Source organism: Nocardioides kongjuensis, from assembly GCF_013409625.1.
GTDB classification, from domain to species: Bacteria; Actinomycetota; Actinomycetes; order Propionibacteriales; family Nocardioidaceae; genus Nocardioides; species Nocardioides kongjuensis.
Genome location: NZ_JACCBF010000001.1, coordinates 2,589,215 through 2,604,556, shown reverse-complemented (window position 1 = coordinate 2,604,556; position 15,342 = coordinate 2,589,215). Strand labels below are relative to the sequence as shown.

The following is a 15,342-nucleotide window of genomic DNA, read 5'->3' as shown; positions in this document are numbered from 1 at the left end:
CGAAACGAGAAAGGGAGAGATGTCCACCGTCACCGTCCTCAACCCGGCGACCGCCGTACCGATCACCGAGGTCGGCCAGGCCTCGGTCGAGGAGACCGACGCGCTGATCGCCCGCGCCCAGGCGGCCTTCCCGGCCTGGCGGGACCTCGCGCCCGGCGAGCGGGCCCGGCTGCTGCGGTCCTTCGCCTCCGTGGTCGACGCGCACCTCGAGGAGCTCGCGCAGCTGGAGGTCGCCAACGCCGGCCACACCCTGGGCAACGCCCGGTGGGAGGCCGGCAACGTCCGCGACGTGCTCAACTACTACTCGGCCGCACCGGAGCGTCTCTTCGGCCGGCAGATCCCGGTGCCCGGGGGCGTCGACGTCACCTTCCGCGAGCCGCTCGGCGTCGTCGGCGTGATCGTGCCGTGGAACTTCCCGATGCCCATCGCCGGCTGGGGGTTCGCGCCCGCGCTCGCGGCCGGCAACACGGTGGTGCTCAAGCCGGCCGAGCTGACGCCGCTGACCGCGATCCGGCTCGGGGAGCTGGCCCTCGAGGCCGGCATCCCGGAGGGCGTGTTCACGGTGATTCCCGGCAAGGGGTCGGTGGTGGGGGAGCGGTTCGTGACCCATCCTGCGGTGCGCAAGGTCTGCTTCACCGGCTCCACGGAGGTCGGCAAGCGGATCATGGCCGGCTGCGCCGACCAGGTCAAGCGGGTGACCCTCGAGCTCGGCGGCAAGAGCGCCAACATCGTGTTCGCCGACGCCGACGTGGCCAGGGCGGCGGCCGCGGCGCCGTACGCCGTGTTCGACAACGCTGGGCAGGACTGCTGCGCCCGGTCACGGATCCTGGTCCAGCGCTCGGCGTACGACGACTTCATGGCCGGCCTCGAGACGGCGGTCAAGGGCCTGCGGGTCGCCGACCCGGCCAGCCCCGACAGCGAGATGGGACCGCTCGTCTCGGCGCAGCAGCGTGACAGCGTGGCCCGTTACCTCGACGGCGCCGAGCCGGTGATCACCGGCAGCGTGCCCGACGACACGTCCTTCGCCGAGGGGTTCTGGCTGCCCCCGACGGTCGTGGTCGCCGAGGACACGCGGGCGCCCGTGTGGCGCGAGGAGGTGTTCGGCCCGCTCGTCGCGGTCATGCCCTTCGACGACGAGGCCGACGCTATCCGGCTCGCCAACGACACGGAGTACGGCCTGTCGGGGTCGATCTTCACCCGCGACGTCGGTCGCGCCCTGCGCGTGGCACGCGCGGTCGAGGCGGGCAACCTCAGTGTCAACTCCCATTCCTCGGTCCGGTACTGGACGCCGTTCGGCGGCTTCAAGCAGTCCGGCCTGGGACGCGAGCTCGGGCCCGAGGCCCCGAACGCGTTCACCGAGGAGAAGAACGTCTTCATCGCACACGACTGACCCACCCGATCGAAAGGAAGAACGCGTTGTCTGGTCGCCTGGAAGGCAAGGTCGCCGTCGTCACCGGGGGTTGCTCGGGGATCGGTCTGGCCACGGTCCGGAGGTTCCTCGAGGAAGGGGCGAAGGTGGTCGTCGGCGACGTCGACGACGTCCGCGGGAAGGAGCTGTCGGCCGAGCTCGGCTTCACCTACGCCCACGTCGACGTGACGTCGAAGGAGGAGGTCGACGCCCTCTTCCGCACCGCCAAGGACACCTACGGCTCGGTCGACGTCGCCTTCAACAACGCGGGCATCAGCCCGCCGGAGGACGACTCGATCCTCGACACCGACCTCGACGCCTGGCGCAAGGTGCAGGAGGTGAACCTGACCAGCGTCTACCTGTGCTGCAAGGCCGCCCTGCCGTACATGCTCGAGCAGGGCAAGGGCTCGATCATCAACACCGCATCGTTCGTCGCGGTGATGGGTGCGGCCACCTCGCAGATCTCGTACTCCGCGTCCAAGGGCGGCGTGCTGTCGATGTCGCGCGAGCTCGGCGTGCAGTTCGCCCGCGAGGGGGTGCGGGTCAACGCGCTGTGCCCCGGACCGGTCAACACCCCGTTGCTGCAGGAGCTGTTCGCCAAGGACGAGGAGCGCGCCGCGCGGCGGCTGGTGCACGTCCCGATGGGCCGGTTCGGCGAGCCCGAGGAGATGGCCAACGCGGTCCTCTTCCTCGCCTCCGACGAGTCGTCCTTCATCACGGCCTCCACGTTCCTGGTCGACGGCGGCATCTCGGGCGCCTACGTCACGCCCCTGTGAGTCCGGTGCGACCGCTGATCGGGCTCTCGGCCTACCGCGAGCCCGCCCGCTGGGGTGTCTGGGACGCCACGGCCGACCTGCTGCCGGCCGCGTACGCGCGCTCGGTCGAGGCGGCCGGTGGGGTGCCCGTCCTGCTGCCACCGACGGAGCCCTTCGCGCAGGCGGCCAGCGACGTCGTACGACGCCTCGACGGGCTGGTCATCAGCGGCGGCGCCGACGTCGACCCCGAGCGGTACGGCGCCGCGGCCCACCCGGAGACCGGCGGGCCGCGACGCGACCGCGACGCGTGGGAGCTGGCGCTGCTGGACGCGGCCGCCTCGCTCGCTCCAGCACTGCCGGTGCTCGGGATCTGCCGGGGCATGCAGGTGATGGCCGTCCACGCCGGTGGCACCCTCGACCAGCACGTGCCCGACCTCGTCGACCACGAGAAGCACAGCCCCGGCGGGGACGTCTACGGACGCACGGCCGTGCGGGTCGCGGCCGGGAGCCGGTTGGGTGCGCTCCTGGACGGGGTCGCGCCGGTGGCGTGCCACCACCACCAGTCGGTCCGCGAGCATCCCGGCTTCGCCGCCGTGGCCTGGGCCGCCGACGGACTGCTCGAGGCGATCGAGGACCCGGACCACCCGTTCCGGCTGGCCGTGCAGTGGCATCCCGAGATGGACGCGGACGCCGGACTGTTCGCCGGGCTGGTGCAGGCGGCGTCGACGCGGCGGGGGCCGGGATGAGCCGCACCGAGCCGACCCGGATGCCCGAGCTGATGTCGCACGCCCGGGCCGACCTCGACGCGCTCCTCGACAGCGGGGTGCTCGCCCACGTGGGGTTCGTGGACCTGGACGGCACCCCGGCGGTCCTGCCCACCGCCGTCGCCCGGTGGGGAGACCTGCTGCTCGCCCACGGCTCGACCGGGTCGCGCTGGATGCGCCGGGTCGCGGCCGGGGTCCCGGTCGCCGTCTCGATCGCCGTCGTCGACGGCGTCGTGGTCGCCCGGTCGGCGTTCGAGTCGTCGCTGCTCTACACGAGCGCGGTGCTCTTCGGGGAGTTCCACGTGCTCGACGGGGCCGACCACGAGGCCGCCCTCGACGTGCTGACCGACCGGGTGCTGCCCGGCCGCACGAGCGAGGTTCGCCGTCCGACCCGCCGCGAGCTCGCCGCCACCGAGGTGGTGGCGATGCCGATCGAGACCTGGTCGCTCCGTCGCTCCGACGGCTGGCCCGAGGACCCGGAGCACGACGTCGCCGGACCCGCGTGGGCCGGCCACCTGCGCTACGGCCCACCGCCGGTGACCCGCCACGCGGCACCCGACCTGCGGCCCGGCACGCCCGAGCCGGGCTCGCTCGACCGGGTCCGCGGCGTGCGCTGACCGGAGTGGTGGGGCGTGTGCCGGGCGAGCGCCCGGGTACTGCCCGAGCACCCCACAACCGGTGGGCGAGGGAAAGGAAACAGTGATGGGCATGCTCTTGTGGATCATCGCGGCTGTCCTGGTGATCGCCGGCATCGTGACCCTGCTGCAGGGCAGCATCGTGCTCGGCATCGTGCTGATCGTTCTCGGCCTGCTGGTCGGCCCCGGCGGCGTCTCGATCTTCAACGGACGCGGCAACACCGTCTGAGGACGCTCTGCGCGGGCCGCGGTCAGGAGGCCGCGGCCCGCGCGACCGCGTCGGCGACGGGGACGTCACCGCCCACCAGGTTCCACTGGTGGTGCACGGCCTCGGTGCGATCGAGCACGGCCGCGACGACCAGGGCGACGTCGGCCCGGGTGACCTCGCCGCGCGGGACGTCGGCCCCGAGCGCGACCCGGCCGGTGGCCGGCTCGTCGGTGAGCCGGCCCGGCCGCAGGATCGTCCAGTCCAGCGGGCCGGCACGCAGCGCCGCGTCGGCGTCACGCTTGGCGGCGACGTACGCCGCCCACACCTCGCCGGCGTCGGGTGCGACGGGCTGGTCCACGTCGATCGCCGAGACCTGGACGAAGCGGCGGATGCCCGACGCCGACGCGGCGGCCGCGGACTTCAGCGAGCCCTCCAGGTCGACGCTGCGCTTGCGGGCCGCGTTGCCGTCGGGGCCACCGCCGGCGCTGAACACGACCGCGTCGCAGCCCTCGAACGCCCGGGTGAAGCCAGCGACGTCGTCGTTCTCGATGTCGAGCAGCCGGACCTCGGCACCCACCGCCTCGAGTGCGGTCCGCTGGGCCTCGCGGCGCACCAGGGCGACCGGCTGGTGGCCGGCTGAGACCAGCAGGGGGTGCAGCAGGCGGGCGATCTGTCCGTGACCTCCGACGACGGCGACGCGCATGCGCTCCACCGTACGTCGTCAGGGGTCGACCAGGTCCAGCGCGAACGCCCGGGCCACGGCCTCGACCCGGGTCGCCACACCCATCTTGGCCAGGATGTGCTCGATGTGGGTGCCGACCGTGCTGCGTGAGAGCACCAGCTCGGCACAGATCTGCGGGTTCGTCCGGCCCTTCGCGACCAGCGCGAGGACCTCCCGCTCCCGTGGAGTCAGGAGCACGCCCGAGGCACGGGACGTGGTCTCGGCGAGCTCGCCGAGCGCCTCGGTCAGGCTGGCCAGCACCGCGCGCGCGTTGGCGGGGACCCGGTCCTCGGCCAGGCTCAGGTGCGCGACGCCGACCGCGCGTCCGTCGGTGCCGCGCAGCGACATGGAGGTGCCCTCGGTGAAGCCGCTCGGCCGGAGCACCTCGCGGGCCACGGGGCCATCGGCGAAGCCGGCGATGTCCTCCCAGAAGTACGGCGTCCCGGTCCGGGCCAGCAGCCGCCGCGTCAGCGGGAGGTCGCCGAGCTCGCCGAAGATGAACTCGATCATCTCCGGTCGGTAGCCGGTGTGGACCAGCGGCCGCATCACGCCCGACTGCGCGTCGCGGTAGCCGAGGGCCCAGGCGCAGAACGGCACCGCGGTGCTCGCCAGCTCGAGGAGCTGGCGAGCACGGCGCGACGTCGACGGGTACGCGCCGGGCGACGGTTCGGGGACGGGCACCGCCCCAGTATTCGTCAGCGGCAGGACGCCGGGAAGTGCTGCGCCCACGGGCGCTTCTCCTCCAGTGCCGCCGCCGTGCGCAGCAGCAGCGCGTCCTGGTGCAGGCCGGTGGCCAGCTGCAGCCCGACCGGACCGCCGTCCGCGGTGAAGCCGGCCGGCACGGACATGGCCGGGGTGGTCAACAGGTTGAAGGGATAGGTCAGGAACCAGCCGAGCAGCTGCTCGCGCAGCGGGCGGTCGGCGAGGTGGTCCGGGGCGAACTGGCCGTGCGGGAAGGTGCGGGTGGCGACGGTCGGCGAGACCAGGACGTCGTACCGACCCATGAAGCGGGTGAAGACGTCCCACATCTGCCCGCGTGCCGCGTCGGCACGACCGACGTCGACCCCGGTCAGCCGCTCGCCCTCGGCGACCAGCTCGATGAGCTCGTCGTCCACGTCGCCGCGCAGGGAGGGCCAGTCGAGCAGGTCGTGCTCCGAGGCGAAACCGGGGACCCAGATGCCGTGCCACATCGCGAGCTGCGGGTCGAGCTCGCCCCAGTCGGGCTCCGCCTTCTCGACCTCGGCGCCGGCGGCCGCCAGCGCACCGACCGCCTCCTCGCACACGGCGAGGATCTCGGGATCCACGGGGATGCCGAGACCGAGGTCCGGCGACCAGGCGACCCGGACGCCGGTGAGGTCCCGGTCGGCGATGGCGGCGGTGAAGTCGACCCGGTCGGGGAGGCTGAGCGGGTCGCGCGGGTCGGGACCGGTGACGACGTCCAGCATCAGCGCGGCGTCGGCGACGGTCCGCGTGATCGGGCCGTGGTAGGCCCACGAGTAGTAGCGACCGGGGAGCACCGTCTGCGGGATCCGGCCGGTGGACGCCTTCACCCCGACGACACCGCACAGGGATGCGGGGATCCGCACCGAGCCCCCGCCGTCGCTGGCCTCGGCGAGGGGGCCGAGCCCCGCGGCGACGGCGGCCCCGGCCCCGCCGGAGGAGCCGCCCGCGTTGAAGCCGGGCTTCCACGGATTGTGCGTCGGGCCGAACAGGTGGTTGTCGGTGCAGGCCTTGTAGCCCGACTCGGGGGTGTTGGTCTTGCCGAGGAAGAGCCCGCCGGCGCCGACCAGGCGCTCGACGATCACCGCGTCGTGGTCGGCGAGGTTCTCGGCGAGCGGCTTCATCCCGAAGGTCAGGGGCACCCCGGCGACGGCGGTCAGGTCCTTGATCGTGAACGGCACGCCGTGCAGTGGGCCGAGGTCGGCACCCGCGTCCTGCGCGGCGTCCAGGGCGGCGGCGTCCCGGCGGACCTGCTCGGCGTCGAACCACACGAGGGCGTTCAGGGCAGGGTTCAGCCGCTCGACCCGCTCGATCAGGGCCTCCGCGACGTCGGCCACCCGGAGGCGGCGGGAGCGGACGGCGGCGACCAGGTCGGTGGCGCTCAGCCACCCGATCTCGTCGGGTGCGGGGGTGTTCGGGTCGGTCATCTCGGCTCCTCTGGTCGGGGTCTTCGGCGCACCGTAGGGCGGCGCGGCGGACCAGCGGATCGGGCAGGTGACCGATAAGTGCCGGCGAGGAGGGGGCCGGCGGACACCAGCGGCTACGGGCGCACGGTGAGCGTCTGCGCGATGGTGCCGAGCGGGCCGTTCTCGTCGTGCATCTTCGAGCTCGTGACGCCGATCCCGCCGGCCCCGTAGGACTGGGTGGTGTCGAGCCCGAGCCAGCCCTCCGCGGGGTGGTGCAGGAAGTGGGCGGTCAGGTCGAGGTTCGGGAAGGCGACCTCGGCCGGGTCGCTCCGCACCGCGATCCCGTTGGTCACGTCGACCAGTCCGGCGACCGCGGCGAGCCGGCTCACGGGCTCGTCGGCGACCAGCGCGTGCGGGGTCCGGACCCACACCATCGAGCGGCCCGGGCCCAGCTCCTTGCGGCGGATCTCGATCGAGGCGATGAACCCGCCCGGCCACAGCCCGGCCATGTCCCACGGCTCCATCTCGTCCGGGCCCGGGATCGACGGCAGGTCGGTGCCGGCCAGGGGAGTGGTGTCGTAGGGCTCGACCAGCCAGGCCCGCAGCACCGCGACCGCCCGGCCGGCGTACGACGCCGTGGCCTGGACCAGCTCGATGGTCCGGCCGGGCCGGAGGACCTCCACGGCCACCTCGATCGGCTCGATCGGCACCGTGCCGAGGATGTCGTAGGACAGCCGGCTGACCACCAGCCCGTCGGAGCGGCGTGCGTCGCGATCGCGCTCGACCTCGTGGGCGAGGACGCCCAGCGCAGGCGCGATGTGCTGCGTCGCCCGGTCCCAGGCGCCGCCCACGTGCTCGGTGGGGGAGAAGGTGTGCGGTGCGGTCCGGTGCCAGTACGCCACCGGGCCATTCTCACGCGCGCTCGGAGCCCGGCGTACCCCCGAACGGAGGGTGGATGATCACCTCATGCCCGCGTCGCACGCCACCGCCACCGCCGCGTCGTTCGTCTGGCTGGGCATGGTGCTGGCGATCTCGTTCGTCGAGGCGCCGGTGAAGTTCCGGGCTCCCGGCGTGACGCTGCAGGTCGGGCTGGGCATCGGCAGGCTGGTGTTCCGGGCCCTCAACGCGTGCGAGCTGGTCCTCGCGGTGCTGGTCGTGATCTCCCTGCTCGTCGGCGATCCCGGTGCCGGCGCGGGGATCGCGCTGGGCGTCGCCGTGGCGGTGCTCCTCGCCCAGCTGCTCCTCGTCCGGCCCGCGCTCACCCGGCGGACCGACGCGGTCCTCGCGGCTCCCGCGGGCACCGAGGCGCCGCGATCGCGCGCGCACCTGTGGTACGTCGGCGCAGAGGTCCTCAAGGTCGTCGCCCTGCTCGCCGGCGGCATCCTCCTGCTCGCCCGCTGACGGCTGCCCGCACTTCACCTTCCCCTCCCCGGCGGGCCACCTGGGGCTGCTCGGGTGGCGGTCATGACCCGGACGACCCTCCTCGGGAGGACCCTCATGGCTGCCACCACCACCGCCGTCGTCGCCCTCGGCGCCGCCGCCGTCCCCGCGCAGGCCGCGCCCGGCAACGGCAACGCCCACGCCGAGCGGCACCCCGGTGCCGAGCCGATCGTGATCGCGCACCGCGGCGCCTCGGGCTACCGCCCCGAGCACACGCTCGCCGCGTACCGCCTCGCCATCCGGATGGGTGCCGACTACGTCGAGCCCGACCTCGTCTCCACCAAGGACGGGGTGCTCGTCGCGCGGCACGAGAACGAGATCAGCGGGACGACCGATGTCGCCGCCCACCCGGAGTTCGCGGGCCGGCGCACGACCAGGACCATCGACGGCGTCAGCGTCACCGGCTGGTTCACCGAGGACTTCACCCTCGCCGAGCTCAAGACGCTGCGGGCCAAGGAGCGGCTGCCGCAGGTCCGCCCCGACAACACCCGCTACGACGGCCAGCTCGAGGTCCCGACGCTCGAGGAGGTGATCCAGCTCGTCAAGCGCGAGTCGGGCCGCACCGGGCGGACCATCGGCATCGCGCCGGAGACCAAGCACCCGTCGTACTTCGACTCGATCGGGCTCTCCCTCGAGGAGCCGCTCGTGCGCACCCTTCGCCGCAACGGCCTCGACCGGCCCAACGCCAAGGTCGTCATCCAGTCCTTCGAGACCGCCAACCTGCGTCAGCTCTCGACGATGACCCGCGTCCCGCTGGCCCAGCTCGTCGACGGCAGCGGGGCGCCGTACGACCTGAGGGCGGCCGGCTCCACCACGACGTACGCCGACCTGGTCACGCCCGCCGGCCTCGCCGACATCGCGACCTACGCCGACTGGGTGGCACCGACGAAGGGCCTGGTCATCCCGCGCGACGGGTCCGGCGCGATCGGTGCACCGAGCGCGCTGGTCGCCGACGCGCACGCCGCCGGTCTGCGCGTGGTGACCTGGACGATGCGCGTCGAGAACCAGTTCCTGCCGACCAACCACCGCATCGGCACCGACCCGAACGCGAAGGGCGACCTCGCCGGCGAGGTCGACGCCTTCCTCGACGCCGGTGTCGACGCGCTGTTCTCCGACAACCCGGACATCGCCGTCGCCACCCGCGACTCCTGGCTGGCGGGCGAGGGCGCGGCCTGAGCGTCGGTCCCAGGGCCTAGATTCGGCGACATGGCGGACTGTGTCTTCTGCTCCATCGTCGCCGGCGACACCGAGGCGGACGTCGTGCTCGACGAGCCCGACCTGCTCGCGTTCCTCGACCGGCGCCCGGTGTTCAAGGGCCACGTCCTGCTCGTGCCCCGGACCCACGTCGTGACGCTGCCCGACCTCCCGGCCGGGCAGCGTGACGGCTTCCTGGGCGCAGCGCAGCGCCTGGCGAGCGCGGTGGTCGACGGGCTCGGGGCGCAGGGCAGCTTCGTGGCGATGAACAACGTGGTCAGCCAGTCGGTGCCGCACCTGCACCTGCACGTCGTACCGCGGACCAAGGGGGACGGGCTGCGTGGCTTCTTCTGGCCGCGCACCAAGTACGCCGCGGGGGAGTCCGCACAGTACGCCGCCCGCCTGCGGACGGCCCTCAGCGAAGGCCGATGTTGACGTAGTAGGTCTGCCCGTCGTCGAGCCGCACGCCGATCCGCCAGTAGTTGCCCCCGGCGCTGGTGCTCTTCCAGTTGTAGAGGTACTGCTGGGCGGTCGCGTCGTACCGGAAGGTGCTTCCGCTGTCGGCCGAGGCGGTGTAGACCGTCTCGTCCACGGCGGCACTGGTGGCGCTGCCCTTCACGGGCGTGAGCCACACCGGCGCGGTCGGCGACTGGACCACGGCACCGTCGTCCCGCTTCAGCTGGAGCTTCGCCGGCACGGTGCTGCCTGCCTTGAAGGTGCTGGTCGCGACGCCGACCTGGTGCGCGGTGTCGTTGATCGGCTGGAGGAAGCCGTCGAACCGGTACTTCACCGTGTAGACGCCGGTCACCGTGGTGGTGTTGCCGGCCCGGTCGGTGGCGACCGCGGTGTAGGCGAAGCCGCCGACGCCGTTGGCGTTGCCGCCGGTGACGCTCACCCGGCACGAGTCGATCCCGGAGACGGCGTCGGTCGCGCTGCAGGACGCGCTCGGTACGGCGCCCAGGGTGTACGTCGCGCCGGCCACGTTGACGTCGGCGGTCGTGAGCCTCGGCCGCTCCTGGTCGATCCTGATGCCCGACACGGTCGCGGACGCCGTGTTCCCGGCGTTGTCGGTGGCGGTGCGCGTCGCGGAGTTGCTCGCCCCGTTGGTCGCCAGCACCACCGGGTCCGGGCAGGTGGCGATGCCGGAGAGGGCGTCGGAGCAGGTGAACCGCACCGTGACGGGGGAGGTGTACCAGCCGTTGGTGCCGAGCGTTCCGTCGACGATCGCCCCGGTGATGACCGGAGCGGTCTTGTCGAGCTTGACCGTCACCTTGTCGCTGCCCTTGTTGCCGGCGACGTCCTCGGCCGTCCCGGTGATGTCGCGGCCCGCGGTCTCGGTGCCGACCACGACGTCGGGCGTGACGCTGCCGGCCTTGACGCCGGACCCGGCGTCGTCGTCCTTGGCGTCGAAGTGGACGGTCACGTCGGCGTTGTTCCAGTCCGCGCTGTTGGGCTTCGGGGTCACCGTGTGCGTCACGGTCGGCGCGATGTTGTCCCACGTGAGCGCCACGCTGTTGGCCGGCTCCCGGTTGTCGGCGTAGTCGACCGCCCAGTAGGTGAGGGTCGCGGCCCCGGACCCGTCGAGCGGCACGGTCACGGTCTTCGTCGCGCCGTTCGCCACCTGGGTCGTGCCGCCGTTGACCTGGTAGCGGATCTCCCTCACCCCGGACAGCCCGGGCTGGTCGGTCGCGGTCAGCACCACGTTCGCGGTCGCGCCGGTGCACCAGCCGTTGACCTTCGTGCACTGGTTGTTGGCCGTGGTGGCGGGAGCGGTCCCGTCGACGTCGATGTCGCCGACCGTCTTGCCGGAGCGTTCGTTGCCGGCGACGTCGGACGCCGGGTCGCTGGTCACCGACTGGTTCGCGCCGTCGGTGCGGATCGCCTTGCTGGTGGGGCAGGTGGCCACGCCCGACAGGGCGTCGGTGCAGCTGAAGTCGACGATGACCTGGCTGTTGTACCAACCGGCCGCGTTGGGCTGGCTCGTCGGCGCGCCGTTGATCGTGGGCGCCGTCCGGTCGATCTTCACGTGCGCCGTCGCGGGTGCGCTCTCGTTGCCGGCCCTGTCGTCGATCGTGACCGGCCCGGCCGTCAGGTCGGCGCCCTCGCCGGTCACTGTGCTGCTCGCCGGCTTGATCGCCGGGTCGATGCCCGAGAGCGCGTCGTCGCCGACCCACTGGACCGCCACGTCGCCGCGGTACCAACCGTCGCGAGCCCCGGCGGGCAGCACGCCCTGGAGCGTCGGCGCGGTCCTGTCGATCCGGACCGGCCCGTAGTCGGTGCTGCTGCGGTTGCCCGCGACGTCGACGGCGTCGCCGTGGACGACCTGGTGCGCACCCTCGTTGACCAGCGTCGTGTCCCCGGCGCAGCCGGCCACCCCGTCGATCCCGGAGTCGGCGTCGGTGCAGTGGAAGGTCACGTCGACGTCGCCGTTGTTCCAGCCGTTGCCGTTCGCGGCGGGACTCTGGCTGCCGGTGATCGTGGGCGCGACGGTGTCGATGGCGAGCGGGAAGGTGCGCACCTGCTCCGCGTTGCCGGCGACGTCGACGCTCCAGTAGCCGACGGTGTGGCGGCCGGTGGAGAGGTCCGCGGTGAACGGCTCGCCGTACTCCTGCGGGGCGCCGTCGTCGATCGTGTAGTACGTCGCCGCGACGCCCGACTGCGCGTCGCTCGCGTCGAAGGCGAACGGGATGCCGCTGGTGACGAACCAGCCGGTGTCCGGCGAGATCGGGTTGATCACGGTGGTGACCGGTGCGGTCCGGTCGATCCGGAAGGTCAGCGGGGCGCCGGCCGTCTCGACGTTGCCGGCCGCGTCCCGGCTCCAGAAGGTGACCTCGTGGGGGCCGTCGGTGGAGACGGTGAAGGCGCCGTCGTAGCGCTGCGGCTCGCCGCCGTCGACGCTGTAGCGCGTCACGGACACGCCGGACAGGTTGTCGCTGCCGTGCAGCGTGACCTCGACGGGTGCGGCGTACCAGCCACTGTCCGGCGCGGCGGCCACGTCCGCCGTGGTGGTCGGGGCGGTCCGGTCGATCCGGATCCCGTCGACCGTCCGGCCGGTGGAGTTGCCGGCGTGGTCGGACACCGAGGCGCTCGCGCCGAGGTTCGCGCCCTCGCCACCGACCGTGCTGTCGGCGGGGCAGGTGCCGTCGATGCCCGAGGTCGCGTCGGAGCAGCTCCAGGCCACGGTCACGTCGCCGCCGTACCACCCGTCGTCGTTGGGCGCGGTGGTCGCGGCACCCGTCAGCGTCGGGGGAGTCTGGTCGATCCTGAGGGTGATGGTGTTGCCGGCCCTCGGCTCGACGTTGCCCGCCGCGTCCACGCTCCAGTAGCGCAGGGTGTGCGTGCCGTCGTCGGCGACGGAGACCGGCGCCAGGTAGGGCCGCGCGTCGCCGCCTTCGAGTGAGTAGTACGTCGCGTCGACGCCCGAGAGGTTGTCACTCGCGGAGAGGGCGACGTCGACGCCGGCCTGGTACCAGCCCTGGTGCAGGTCGCCGGAGACGGTCGCCGAGGTGGTCGGGGCCGTGCGGTCGATCCGGATGCTGCTGACCGACTCGGTGGTGCTGTTGCCGGCCCGGTCGGTGCACGTCGTCGTCGCGCCGAGGTTGCCGCCCTCACCGGTCACGGTGCTGTCGGCGGGCTGGTCGGGGATGCCGGACAGCTCGTCGGTGCACGTCCAGGTGACCGTGACGTCGCCGGTGTGCCAGCCGCCGGGGAAGCTCCCGGTGAGCACCGGTGCGGTCTCGTCGACGTTGATGCCGGTGACCTCGTCGCTGGCGGAGTTGCCGGCGTTGTCGTGGGCCGAGCCGCCGGCGGCCTGGTCCGCGCCCTCGTGCAGGACCTTCGGTGCGGGGCAGGAGGCGACGCCGGACAGCGCGTCGGCGCAGGCGAAGGTCACGGTGACGTCGGCGTCGTACCAGGCGCCGTGGTCGGCCGGCCGGTCCTCGGAGGCGGTGATGGTCGGGTCGGTCCTGTCGATGCTCACCACGGCGGTGTCCGTCGCGGAGCCGCCCGCGTGGTCCGTGACCGTGCCGACCACCTGCTGGGCCTCGCCCTCCTCCGACACGGTGACCGGCGCGGAGCAGCTCGCGACGCCGGAGCCGCCCTGGTCCGCGCAGTCGAACGAGACGGTGACGTCGTGGTTGGTCCAGGCGCCGTCGGTGTAGGAGAGCGGGGTGAAGAGGTGGGCGATGGTGGGCGCGGTCCTGTCGATGCGGACCACCACGCTCTGCAGCTGCTCGCCGTTGCCGGCACGGTCGGTGCTGAAGTAGGTGAGGGTGTGCGCGCCCTCGTCGGTCAGGGTGAGGCTGGTCCCCGACCGGAGGTCGCCGCCGTCGACGGCGTAGTACGTCGCGGCGACGCCGGACAGCCCGTCCGTCGGCGCGAGCGTCACGGTGACGCTGCCGTTGGTCCAGCTGTTCGAGACGCCGGAGAGCCCGGTGACGGGGGCGGTCCGGTCGATCTGGATCCCGTCGACCGTCCGCGTCGTCGTGTTGCCGGCTCGGTCGGTGCAGCTCGCGGTCGCGGAGAGGTTCGCGCCCTCGCCGCCGACGGTGCTGCTGGCGGGCTGGCCGGCGACGCCGGAGAGCGCGTCGGTGCAGGTCCAGGTGACGGTGACGTCGCCGGTGTGCCAGCCGGCCGGGAAGCTGCCGGTCAGCACCGGCGCCGTGGTGTCGACGTCGATCCCGCTCTGCTGCGCGCTCGCCGTGTTGCCGGCGCGGTCGGTCGCCGAGCCGCCGGCCGACTGGTCGGCCCCCTCGCCCAGGGTCGGGGCCGCCGGGCAGCTCTGGACGCCGGAGAGCGCGTCGGCGCACTGGAACGAGACGGTGACGTCGTGGTCGTACCAGCCGGCGGCGTTGGGTGCGCGATCCGTCGACGCCGTGATGCTCGGCGCGGTCCTGTCGAGCTTGACCGTGGTGGCCGTCGTCGCCTTGTTGCCGGCGTTGTCGGTGCCGGTGCCGGAGACGAGAGTGCCGGCCGTCTCCGTGGTGATCGTCCGGGAGGCGGAGGCCGGAGAGGTGCCGTCGGCGAGGCAGGACGCCACGCCCGATCCGCCTGCCTCGTCCGCGCAGGTGAAGGTGACCGTTGCGTCGGACCTGTTCCAGCCCGCGGCGTTGGGAGCGGGTGCGACGGCCGCCGTGATCGTGGGTGCGGTGGCGTCGGCCGGAGCGGTGGTGACGGACGCGGTGGCGCTGTTGCCGGCGTTGTCGGTGGCGGTGCCGGTGACCGTCGTACCCGACGTCACGGTCCTCGAGCTCGAGGCAGGGCTGGTCCCGTCGGCCACGCAGCTCGCGACGCCGGACGCCGTGGCGCCGCCGGGGCTCGTGTCGGAGCAGGTGAAGGTGACGGTCGAGGTGCCGTTGGCGTTCCTGGTCTCGGTGCCGGTGATGGTCGGCCTCGCCTTGTCCACCCGTACGTCGACCGACGCGGGGGAGCCCTGGTTGCCGAGCCGGTCGGTGCTCGCGGCGACGCTGACGGTGGTGACGCCGTTCTGGGTGACGGTCTGGTCGGGGAACGGGTTCGCGTCGGCCACGCCGACACCGCCCACGGCGTCGGCGACGGTCCACCTCACCGTCGTGTTGGTGGCGTTCCAGCCCGCGCCGTTCGGCACCGGCGTGAGGGCAGGCGTCGCGGTGGGGCCGGTGTTGTCCACGACGTACGACGCCTGGGTGCTGTTCGAGGCGCCGGTGCAGTTCGTGCGCGGGGTGTTGAAACCGGGGGAGGCGGCCGCGGTGACCGCTCGCGACCCGTCGCCGGACCCCGCGGCGAAGGCGAACGTCCACGAGGACCTCGCGGTGTCCGAGACCTGCATGCCCGACAGCGCCCCGGACACCGTGACGCACTTGGTGTCGCTCGAGGTCGTCACCGTCAGGGTGAGCGCGCCGCCCTGCCTGGCGTAGAGCGTGCCGTTCACCGAGGTCGTCCCGGAACCACCGGTGAAGACGGCCGCACTCACGCTGGACGCGGACGCCGGACTCCTGGTCGCACCCAGCGCCAGCAGCGAGCCGAGCACCAGCAGCAGGCTCGTCGGCCATGCCGCCCGACGCGTCCAGGTCGTAGAGCTCATCATCACGGCGTCCCCCTGCCCGCGGCGCCC

Annotated in this window: 13 protein-coding genes; 8 read left to right on the top strand and 5 right to left on the bottom strand. The window is 73.2% G+C overall.

Annotation, left to right across the window (positions count from 1 at the left end; translation table 11 throughout):
* Positions 1-19: 19 nt before the first annotated feature.
* From BJ958_RS12555 to BJ958_RS12535, 5 genes are all read left to right on the top strand, one after another.
* A complete protein-coding gene (locus BJ958_RS12555) occupies positions 20-1,390 on the top strand; it encodes an aldehyde dehydrogenase family protein (protein ID WP_179727134.1) in 1,371 nt (456 codons plus the stop codon).
* A 26-nt stretch (positions 1,391-1,416) separates the two neighbouring features.
* Positions 1,417-2,184: a 3-oxoacyl-ACP reductase gene (locus BJ958_RS12550; protein WP_179727133.1), complete on the top strand. Its 768-nt coding sequence runs from the start codon at positions 1,417-1,419 to the stop codon at positions 2,182-2,184.
* A gap of 5 nt (positions 2,185-2,189) precedes the next feature.
* Positions 2,190-2,909 carry a gamma-glutamyl-gamma-aminobutyrate hydrolase family protein gene (locus tag BJ958_RS12545; protein ID WP_179727132.1) on the top strand — a complete coding sequence of 240 codons (720 nt, stop codon included), beginning with the start codon at positions 2,190-2,192 and terminating at the stop codon, positions 2,907-2,909.
* Positions 2,906-3,544: a pyridoxamine 5'-phosphate oxidase family protein gene (locus BJ958_RS12540; protein WP_218865727.1), complete on the top strand. Its 639-nt coding sequence runs from the start codon at positions 2,906-2,908 to the stop codon at positions 3,542-3,544. Before BJ958_RS12545 ends, BJ958_RS12540 begins: the two co-directional genes overlap by 4 nt.
* An 85-nt stretch (positions 3,545-3,629) precedes the next feature.
* Positions 3,630-3,791: a GPGG-motif small membrane protein gene (locus BJ958_RS12535; protein WP_179727131.1), complete on the top strand. Its 162-nt coding sequence runs from the start codon at positions 3,630-3,632 to the stop codon at positions 3,789-3,791.
* A 22-nt stretch (positions 3,792-3,813) separates the two neighbouring features.
* Here the strand turns inward: BJ958_RS12535 and BJ958_RS12530 are convergent, their stop codons facing one another.
* From BJ958_RS12530 to BJ958_RS12515, 4 genes are all read right to left on the bottom strand, one after another.
* Complete coding sequence (locus tag BJ958_RS12530) at positions 3,814-4,473, bottom strand: SDR family oxidoreductase (RefSeq protein WP_179727130.1); 660 nt, start codon at positions 4,471-4,473, stop codon at positions 3,814-3,816.
* Positions 4,474-4,491: 18 nt separating this feature from the next.
* On the bottom strand, positions 4,492-5,172 hold the full coding sequence (locus BJ958_RS29040) for a LuxR C-terminal-related transcriptional regulator (RefSeq protein ID WP_179727129.1): 681 nt from the start codon (positions 5,170-5,172) through the stop codon (positions 4,492-4,494).
* 14 nt (positions 5,173-5,186) lie between these two features.
* On the bottom strand, positions 5,187-6,638 hold the full coding sequence (locus BJ958_RS12520) for an amidase (protein ID WP_179727128.1): 1,452 nt from the start codon (positions 6,636-6,638) through the stop codon (positions 5,187-5,189).
* Between the two features lie 113 nt (positions 6,639-6,751).
* The gene (locus tag BJ958_RS12515) at positions 6,752-7,519 is read right to left on the bottom strand and encodes an acyl-CoA thioesterase domain-containing protein (protein ID WP_179727127.1); all 768 of its coding nucleotides are present in this window, start codon (positions 7,517-7,519) and stop codon (positions 6,752-6,754) included.
* A gap of 64 nt (positions 7,520-7,583) precedes the next feature.
* Between BJ958_RS12515 and BJ958_RS12510 the strand changes: the two genes are divergently transcribed.
* The 3 genes from BJ958_RS12510 to BJ958_RS12500 all read left to right on the top strand — a co-directional run bounded on the left by BJ958_RS12510 (position 7,584) and on the right by BJ958_RS12500 (position 9,686).
* Positions 7,584-8,018 (top strand): hypothetical protein, encoded by a 435-nt coding sequence (locus tag BJ958_RS12510; RefSeq protein WP_179727126.1) that lies wholly within the window; start codon positions 7,584-7,586, stop codon positions 8,016-8,018.
* Positions 8,019-8,114: 96 nt separating this feature from the next.
* A complete protein-coding gene (locus tag BJ958_RS12505) occupies positions 8,115-9,233 on the top strand; it encodes a glycerophosphodiester phosphodiesterase (protein WP_179727125.1) in 1,119 nt (372 codons plus the stop codon).
* A 30-nt stretch (positions 9,234-9,263) separates the two neighbouring features.
* Entirely contained in the window at positions 9,264-9,686 is a 423-nt protein-coding gene (locus BJ958_RS12500) for an HIT family protein (protein ID WP_179727124.1), read from the top strand.
* On the opposite strand, the gene BJ958_RS12495 is transcribed toward BJ958_RS12500, so the two are convergent.
* On the bottom strand, positions 9,667-15,315 hold the full coding sequence (locus BJ958_RS12495) for an OmpL47-type beta-barrel domain-containing protein (RefSeq protein WP_246319502.1): 5,649 nt from the start codon (positions 15,313-15,315) through the stop codon (positions 9,667-9,669). The two genes, BJ958_RS12500 and BJ958_RS12495, sit on opposite strands and share 20 nt — an antisense overlap.
* Between the last annotated feature and the right edge of the window lie 27 nt (positions 15,316-15,342).